4 protein-coding genes and 2 pseudogenes are annotated in these 8,128 nt (G+C 41.6%); 1 reads left to right on the plus strand and 5 read right to left on the minus strand.

Annotated elements, in window-relative coordinates; genetic code table 11:
- Positions 1-50: 50 nt before the first annotated feature.
- Both HT730_RS07005 and polA read right to left on the minus strand, forming a co-directional pair.
- Positions 51-488 (minus strand): CoA-binding protein, encoded by a 438-nt coding sequence (locus tag HT730_RS07005; protein ID WP_000076488.1) that lies wholly within the window; start codon positions 486-488, stop codon positions 51-53.
- Positions 489-571: 83 nt separating this feature from the next.
- A complete protein-coding gene (gene polA, locus HT730_RS07010; protein WP_173307178.1) occupies positions 572-3,205 on the minus strand; it encodes a DNA polymerase I in 2,634 nt (877 codons plus the stop codon).
- Between the two features lie 147 nt (positions 3,206-3,352).
- Here polA and HT730_RS07015 point away from each other — a divergent pair, with 147 nt between their 5' ends.
- Positions 3,353-4,300 carry an Rpn family recombination-promoting nuclease/putative transposase gene (locus tag HT730_RS07015; protein WP_173307179.1) on the plus strand — a complete coding sequence of 316 codons (948 nt, stop codon included), beginning with the start codon at positions 3,353-3,355 and terminating at the stop codon, positions 4,298-4,300.
- 180 nt (positions 4,301-4,480) lie between these two features.
- On the opposite strand, the pseudogene HT730_RS10540 reads toward HT730_RS07015, so the two are convergent.
- From HT730_RS10540 to HT730_RS07030, 3 genes and pseudogenes are all read right to left on the minus strand, one after another.
- Positions 4,481-4,837, minus strand: a pseudogene (locus HT730_RS10540) (N-acetylmuramoyl-L-alanine amidase family protein); the annotation flags it as partial.
- Between the two features lie 1,608 nt (positions 4,838-6,445).
- Positions 6,446-6,886, minus strand: a pseudogene (locus HT730_RS07025) (hypothetical protein); the annotation flags it as partial.
- Complete coding sequence (locus tag HT730_RS07030; RefSeq protein WP_173307180.1) at positions 6,887-7,837, minus strand: Rpn family recombination-promoting nuclease/putative transposase; 951 nt, start codon at positions 7,835-7,837, stop codon at positions 6,887-6,889.
- Positions 7,838-8,128 lie beyond the last annotated feature (291 nt).

An 8,128-nucleotide genomic window follows, 5' to 3' on the forward strand; every position in this document is an offset into this window, starting at 1 on the left:
TGATTTTTATTGAGTATAACACAAAAGGTAGCCCACCAGCTACCTTTTTCTTATGCTTCCTCAATCAAGCGTGTATGTTCTCTCTTGATGCAACGATTCATCACGATGTCATCGCATCCACCAGCACGCAAGATTTCTTCCGCCTCTAAACTTTCAAGTCCTAGCTGTGCCCAAAAAATCTTTGCGTCAGCCTTGAGAAAATCACGCGCCACATCTGGCAAAAACTCACTGCGACGGTAAACATTGACAATATCTACAGGAAAAGGAATCTCAGCTAGACTAGCATAAGCCTTTTCACCCAATATTTCACCACCTGCTACCTTGGGATTGACTGGGATGATTTTATAACCCCGAGCCTGCATTTCCTTGGTCACTCGATTGCTAGTTGTTTCTTCACGGTCTGACAAGCCCACCACAGCAAGGGTTTTACTTGTTGCTAGATACTGACGAATCACGCCATCACTTGGATTGATAAATTCTTGACTCATAAAAATCCTCCTTTTTCATCAGTATAGCACATTTTGAAAAGGCTTGCATAATTCTACTACAAAAAGGAGGACTAGCCCCCTTTTTATTTAGCCTCGTACCAGGTTGCCCCTTCATTCTCATCCGCGATGAGGGGAACACTGAGTTGAATGGCTTCTTCCATGGTTTGTTTGACTAATTTTTTCATCTCTACCAATTCAGATTTAGGCACTTCAAGGACGATTTCATCGTGCACTTGTAACAGCATCTTAGTCTGATAACCACCTGCAACCAAGGCTTTATCCAGCTGAATCATGGCAATCTTGAGAATATCTGCCGCCGAACCCTGAATAGGTGAGTTGATAGCCGTCCTCTCTGCGAAACCACGAATGTTAAAGTTACGCGAATTGATATCTGGCAACTCACGACGACGCTTGAAGAGGGTCTCCACATAGCCCTTATCACGCGCCTCACGCACCACTTCATCCATGTAGTTTTTGATGCCTGGGAAGCGTTCAAAGTAGGTATCAATGTAGGCTTTGGCCTCCTTACGGCTAATGCCCAGATTATTAGACAAACCAAAGTCTGAAATCCCGTAAACCACTCCAAAGTTGACAGCCTTGGCATTGCGACGGTCGTTTGCAGTCACATCCTCAGGACGTTCAATGCCAAAGACACGCATGGCTGTCGAAGTATGGATATCTGCCCCCTCTTGGAAAGCCTTAATCAAGTGTTCATCCTTAGAAATATGCGCCAAAACGCGCAATTCAATTTGTGAATAGTCCGAGCTGAGCAACACACTATCCTCCCACTCAGGCACAAAAGCCTTACGAATGAGACGGCCCTGCTCCAAACGCACAGGAATGTTTTGCAAGTTTGGATCCACACTAGACAAACGCCCGGTCTGGGTCAAATCCTGCACATAACGAGTATGAATCTTGCCATCAGCCAAAATCCAGTCCTGCAAGCCAATCACATAAGTCGATTGAATCTTGGCAATCTGACGGTAGTCTAGGATTTTCTTAACAATCGGAGCAATAGGAGCCAGGCGCTCTAAGACATCCACGGCAGTCGAATAACCTGTCTTAGTTTTCTTAGTGTATTCTAGAGGAAGGGCCAATTTTTCAAAGAGAAGTACCCCCAACTGCTTAGGAGAGTTGATATTAAACTCCTCACCAGCCAGTTCATAAATCTCCTGAGTCAGTTTTTCAATGACAAGCTCATTTTCAGCCTGCATTTCAAGCAAGGTTTCTTTTTTAACCTTAATCCCAGCAATTTCCATCTTAGCAAGGACAAAAGCCAGAGGTTGCTCCATATCATAAAGAAGCTCTAATTGCCCATTTTCACTGAGTTTTTCAAGTAAAACAGGCTCAGTCTCAACCAAAATTGCAAGCTTACGAGCTAAGTGTTCCAAGAATTTCTCACGTTCAGGAATGGCCTTTTTAACACCTTTACCGTAGAAAGTCTCATCATCGATCAAATATGTCTGACCATAAAGACTAGCAATGGTCGCAATTTCATTATCCTCCACAGTCGAAAGGAGGTATTTAGCCAATCGGCTATCAAAAGCAGGCGCCTGCAAATCCACACCAAAACGATGCAAGAGAACTTTAGCCTTCTTAAAGTCATAAACTCTCAGAGGTGTTTTTTCTAAGAAGTCCTTGAGAATCGGGTCTTCCAAAAGCTCAAGCTTGTCTGTAGCATAAAGCTTATCCCCACAAGACCAGGCAAATCCAACCAAATCATCCGTATGGTAATTCTCACCAAAAAGCTCAAAATGGAAGATAGACTCTTCACTCAGCATATCTTGACTGACTTGGTCAACGATAGTAAAGTCCAAGCTCTCAGCCACATCAGCCGACGATACATTTAAAGCCTGCTTGAGCTGTTTGAAGCCCATCTCATCGTAGAATTTCCCAAGATTTTCCACATCTGGACCACTATAGACCAAATCATCCAAACCAATCTCAATCGGTGCCTTGGTATCAATGGTCGCCAGTGTTTTAGACAAAAAGGCCTGTTCCTTATCATTGATGAGATTTTCCTTCATCTTAGAAGCCTTCATCCCATCAATATTTTCATAAATTCCCTCAAGCGAACCATGCTCCAGCAAGAGCTTGATACCCGTCTTTTCACCGATTTTAGTCACCCCAGGAATATTATCCGACTTATCACCCATGAGCGCCTTGAGATCGATAAACTGCGTCGGTGTAATGCCCATCTTTTCCATAAGATATTCTGGCGTAAAGGCCTCAAACTCAGCCACACCTTTCTTGGAAATCTCAACTACCGTATGCTCATCCGTCAGCTGAATCAAGTCCTTGTCCCCACTGACAATGGTAATATCAAAACCATCCTGCTCTGCTAGCTTATCCAGTGTCCCAATGATGTCATCCGCCTCATACTGAGCAAGCTCATAGTGACGAAGCCCCATATGATCCAGCAACTCACGAATGAAAGGAAATTGCTCACGAAACTCATCAGGAGTCTTAGCCCGGCCACCCTTATAGTCCGCATACATCTCTGTACGGAAGGTCGTCTTTCCCGCATCAAAGGCTACTAAAATATGACTAGGCTCAACCCGCTCCAACAAATGACTCAACATCAACTGGAAACCATAAATCGCATTGGTATGCAAACCAGCCGCATTCTTAAAACGATCCAACTGCTGATAGAGCGCAAAAAACGCCCGAAAAGCAACAGAAGATCCATCAATCAATAATAATTTTTTCTTATCCATACACCCATTATAAAGGAAAGCACCAAAAAATACCATTGGAAAGAGCCATACCCAATATTTTTCATATTTTTTCCGAATAAATAGATAGAAGCAGTGAATCTAGTGAGCCTAGATTTAAAACTATGGTATAATAAAAGGAGGAAATAGATGATTCTCAGACATCCGGGCATTAGCCCAACCAATGACTTGGTTGCTAAGAAAATCTTTAGCAATCCAGAAATCACTTGTCAGTTTATTCGCGATATGCTGGACTTGCCAGCAAAAAATGTGACGATTTTGGAGGGAAGTAACATTCACGTCTTGCCTTCCCTGCCGTACTCAGCGCAGGATTTTTACACTAGTATAGATGTTTTAGCTGAACTAGATAATGGAACCCAAGTAATCATTGAAATTCAAGTTCATCATCAGAATTTTTTCATCAATCGCCTGTGGGCTTACCTGTGTAGTCAGGTCAATCAAAATCTTGAAAAAATCCGCCAGCGTGAAGGTGATACTCACCAGAGCTACAAGCATATCGCACCTGTTTACGCAATAGCTATTGTGGATAGTAATTATTTCCAAGATGATCTAGCTTTCCACAGTTTTAGCATGCGAGAAGATACGACGGGTGAAGTCTTAACTATCACAAACAATGGACAAGAAAACCATCTAGTCAAGATGGCATTCTTGGAATTAAAAAAATATAGAGAAACCAGCAAAGACGAGATTCGCAAGCCGTGGTTGGAGTTTTTCGGGAATAAACCCTTTACCCAAGAACCTGAGCGAGCTATCAGCCAGGCAGACCAACTGCTGGACTACAAGAGCTGGTCCGAGGAGGACAGGAAGATGTTTAGTCAACTACGTATGCGTGAAGAACAGGCATTGTTAGCGCAGGACCATGCCTTGGAACAAGCGGAGGAAAAGGGCTTAGAACGTGGTCTTGAACGTGGTCGAGCAGAAGGTATTGAACAGGGACTGGAGCGTGGGAAAGTTGAAGGAAGGGAAGAAGGGAAACTTTTTGCCTTCTTAGATATGGTTCGCCAACATGTCTTAACTTCTGAATTTGCGAGTGAACAATTGGGTATGACCGTAGCTGAGTTTGAGGCGTTGTTGTAAGACTATAGAATAACTTATAACATAAAAGTGAACAGGACTGAAATATCGTCTTGTTCACTTTTTATTTTCTTCTAACCAATAGACAAAGTTCCAAGGAAAATACCAAAAACTCTACCCCCTATAGCTAACAAAGAGCAAAAAAACTAGGAGAGAACTCTCCTAGTTTTAAATTATCTTGGATTATTTAACCCACTCACCGTTTTCGTTTACAGTGTAGCCATTTACAGTCGTGTTAACTGCAAGGGCACCTGAAGCGTATGAGTAGTACCATTTTTCACCAACTTTGTACCAACCAGTTGCCATAGAACCGTTGTTGTTTAGGTAGTACCAAGTACCGTTATCTTTAACCCAACCAGTTGCCATAGAACCGTTGTTGTTTAGGTAGTACCAAGTACCGTTATCTTTAACCCAACCAGTTGCCATAGAACCGTTGTCGTTTAGGTAGTACCAAGTTCCGCCAACTTTAGCCCAACCTGTTTGCATTACGCCTTCAGCGTTTAGGTAATACCAAGTTCCTTTATCGTTAACCCAACCAGTTGCTTTTTTACCTTTTGAGTCAACTACATAAGTCCAGTTACCCTTAGCATCTTTGTTCCAACCAAATTGGAGTGGAGCTGGTTCTGGAGTTGGTTGAGCAGGTTTAAGAATATCTTCTAACACAAATGGTAAGTTTTGTGCCTTATATGCGTTTTCAGCATTCTCCTTCGCAGTATTGAATTGAGACTTAGCAGTGTTCAGATTTTCTTCTGCATTTCTAACTGCATCGCTTGCTGTAGCTAGCTCGGTTTGTTTTTCAGTTACAAAAGTAGTTAAATCTGCAAGTGTTTTTCCATCAAGTGTTCCTGTTCCGTTTGCAATAGCTTCGTTTAATTTTGTAATCGCATCACCCAAAACTTTTAATTGCTTATCTGCCGCTTGCTTAGCATCCTTAAGATCTTTTACTTCTTTTTTCAGAGTATCCACGGTTGCAGCAGCTTCTTGTTTTGCTACTTCAGCTTCACTCTTTTCTTTCTCTAATCTAACTCTTTCTTCGTTAAATGTTTTTACTTCAGAAGCTGGAGCACCAGGAATAGGTTGATGTGTATTTAAATAAGTTTCTAGTTCGTTACTAGCTACATCCAAATCTTCTGTAGTCTTCTTCAACTTAGCATAGGCAGTCAAATCTGAGCCGCTAGGTTCTACTGTTGCTGTTTTAGCATCTGCTTCAGTCCCCAACTGCTTTGTCTTAGTTGCTAAATCTTTTGTTTTGGTACCATATTCATTTGTAGCTGCATTTTCATCTTGAGAAAGGTCACCAGCAAAATCTGCTGCGATTTTGTTTTTTACATCAGTAATTTTTGATAGTTTCTCTCTAGCAACTACATTATTGGCTTTAGCTGCACGAACAGCATATACTGCATCAGAATATGCCTTTTTAGCCTCTTCGAATTTTGCGTCTACACCTGCATATGTTTTCTTAGCTTTTTCTAAGGCAACATTTTTTTCACGCAATGTTTTTACAAGATTCTTGACCGCGTTATACTGGTCCATAGTAAGGCCATTAGCATCTGAAGCTGGAGCTGTAATACCCAAAGCATCCGCAACTAATTTGTTAAAATCTGAATCTGCTGAAACTGCTTGTACAGCACCAAATGCTGCAAGAGCAACCGCGCTTGTCAATAAAACTTTTTTCATCGTTTTATCTCCTTCATTTTCTTTATAATATTTTGTAAGACTATCTTACTACCATACAGTATATAAATATTTGCAGGATTTGTCAAGAGTTTTCTGCTAATTTTTTAATTTTTTTCATCATTTTACTAAACAAGGAAAAAATTTTCTCAAGCATGCTGTCTTTGAACAAATCTCAACATATAGGCTGTATGGATTGCTAGATTATTCTTACTTCTCTGGTATTATCTAATAAAGAACTGCAAATGTCAAGCAAAAATGACAAATATTTTTATAATAACTTGCCATCCCATCAACTTTCTACTATTAAAAATGTGAGTTCATAGAAAGGACACCAACTCAGCAATGGACACGCCTAACCGCTGGCTTGGCTGATGGCTCGCTCGGGGTGTTGAGTAAAGGGTTTATTCTCGAAAAACTCCAACCAGGGTTTGCGAATGCCATCTTTGCTGGTTTCTCTGTATTTTTTAGTTCTTAGTTATGATGGTCTTTCAATAATTCTTCAAACTCAGCGACGGTCATGCCTAACTGCTGGCTGGCAACCTCGGAAGTCAGGAGATGTTGGCGAACGAGATTTACTAAACCTACTTTTAATCCCTCTTCAATACCTTCTTCTCGTCCTTGTTCACGACCCTCTGCACGACCACGTTCAATACCACGCTCTAGTCCTTGTTCAAGACCTTCAGCCCTAGCAGTTTCCAAAGCATAGTCCTGAGCTAACAAGGCCTGTTCTTCGCGCATACGTTGTTCACTAAACATTCTCCTGTCCTCCTCGGACCAGCTCTTATAGTCTAGCAGTTGGTCTGCTTGGCTGATAGCTCGCTCGGGTTCTTGGGTAAAGGGCTTATTCCCGAAAAACTCCAACCACGGTTTACGAACCTCGTCTTTGCTGGTTTCTCTATATTTTTTTAGTTCTTAGTTATGATGGTCTTTCAATAATTCTTCAAACTCAGCGACAGTCATGCCTAACTGCTGGCTGGCAACCTCGGAAGTCAGGAGATGTTGGCGAACGAGATTTACTAAACCTACTTTTAATCCCTCTTCAATGCCTTCTTCTCGTCCTTGTTCACGACCCTCTGCACGACCACGTTCAAGTCCAAGTTCTAAGCCCTTTTCCTCTGCTTGTTCCAAGGCATAGTCCTGTGCTAACAAGGCTTGTTCTTCGCGCATACGTAGTTGACTAAACATTTTCCTGTCCTCCTCGGACCAGCTCTTGTAGTCCAGCAGTTGGTCTGCTTGGCTGATGGCTCGCTCGGGTTGTTGGGTAAAGGGCTTGTTCCCAAAAAACTCCAACCACGGTTTGCGAACCTCGTCTTTGCTGGTTTCTCTATATTTTTTTAATTCCAAGAATGCCATCTTGACTAGATGGTTTTCTTGTCCATTGTTTGTGATGGTTAAGACCTCACCTGTCGTGTCCTCTCGCATACTAAAACTGTGGAAAGCCAAATCATCTGAGAAATAATTGCTGTCCACAATTGCGATAGCATAAACTGGTGCAATGTGTTTATAACTCTGGTGAGTATTTCCTTCTCGCTGACGAATTTTTTCTAGGTTTTGATTGACCTGACTACACAGGTAAGCCCACAGGCGATTGATAAAAAAATTCTGATGATGAACTTGAATTTCAATAATTACTTGGGTCCCATTATCTAGTTCAGCTAAAACATCTATACTAGTGTAAAAATCCTGCGCTGAGTAGGGCAGGGAAGGCAAGACGTGAATGTTACTTCCCTCCAAAATGGTCACATTTTTAGCTGGCAAGTCCAACATATCGCGGATAAATTGACAAGTAATTTCTGGATTGCTAAAAATCTTCTTAGCAACCAAGTCATTGGTCGGGCTGATGCCCGGATGTCTTAGAATCATCCTTTTCCTCCTTTTATTATACCACAGTTTTATACTCAATGAAAATCAAAGAGCAAACTAGGAAACTAGCCGCAAGTTGCTCAAAACACTGTTTTGAGGTTGCAGATAAGACTGACGAAGTCAGTCACATATATACGGCAAGGCGACGTTGACGTGGTTTGAATTTGATTTTCGAAGAGTATTAAATCTAGGTTTACTAGATTCACTGCTACTATCTATTTATTCGGAAAAGAGACGAAAAAACCTGAGAATTATCTCAGGCTTGGTCATTAAATCTTTTTCTCAATACTG

Source organism: Streptococcus sp. k-628 (genome assembly GCF_013277475.1).
In the GTDB taxonomy this organism is placed as follows: Bacteria; Bacillota; Bacilli; order Lactobacillales; family Streptococcaceae; genus Streptococcus.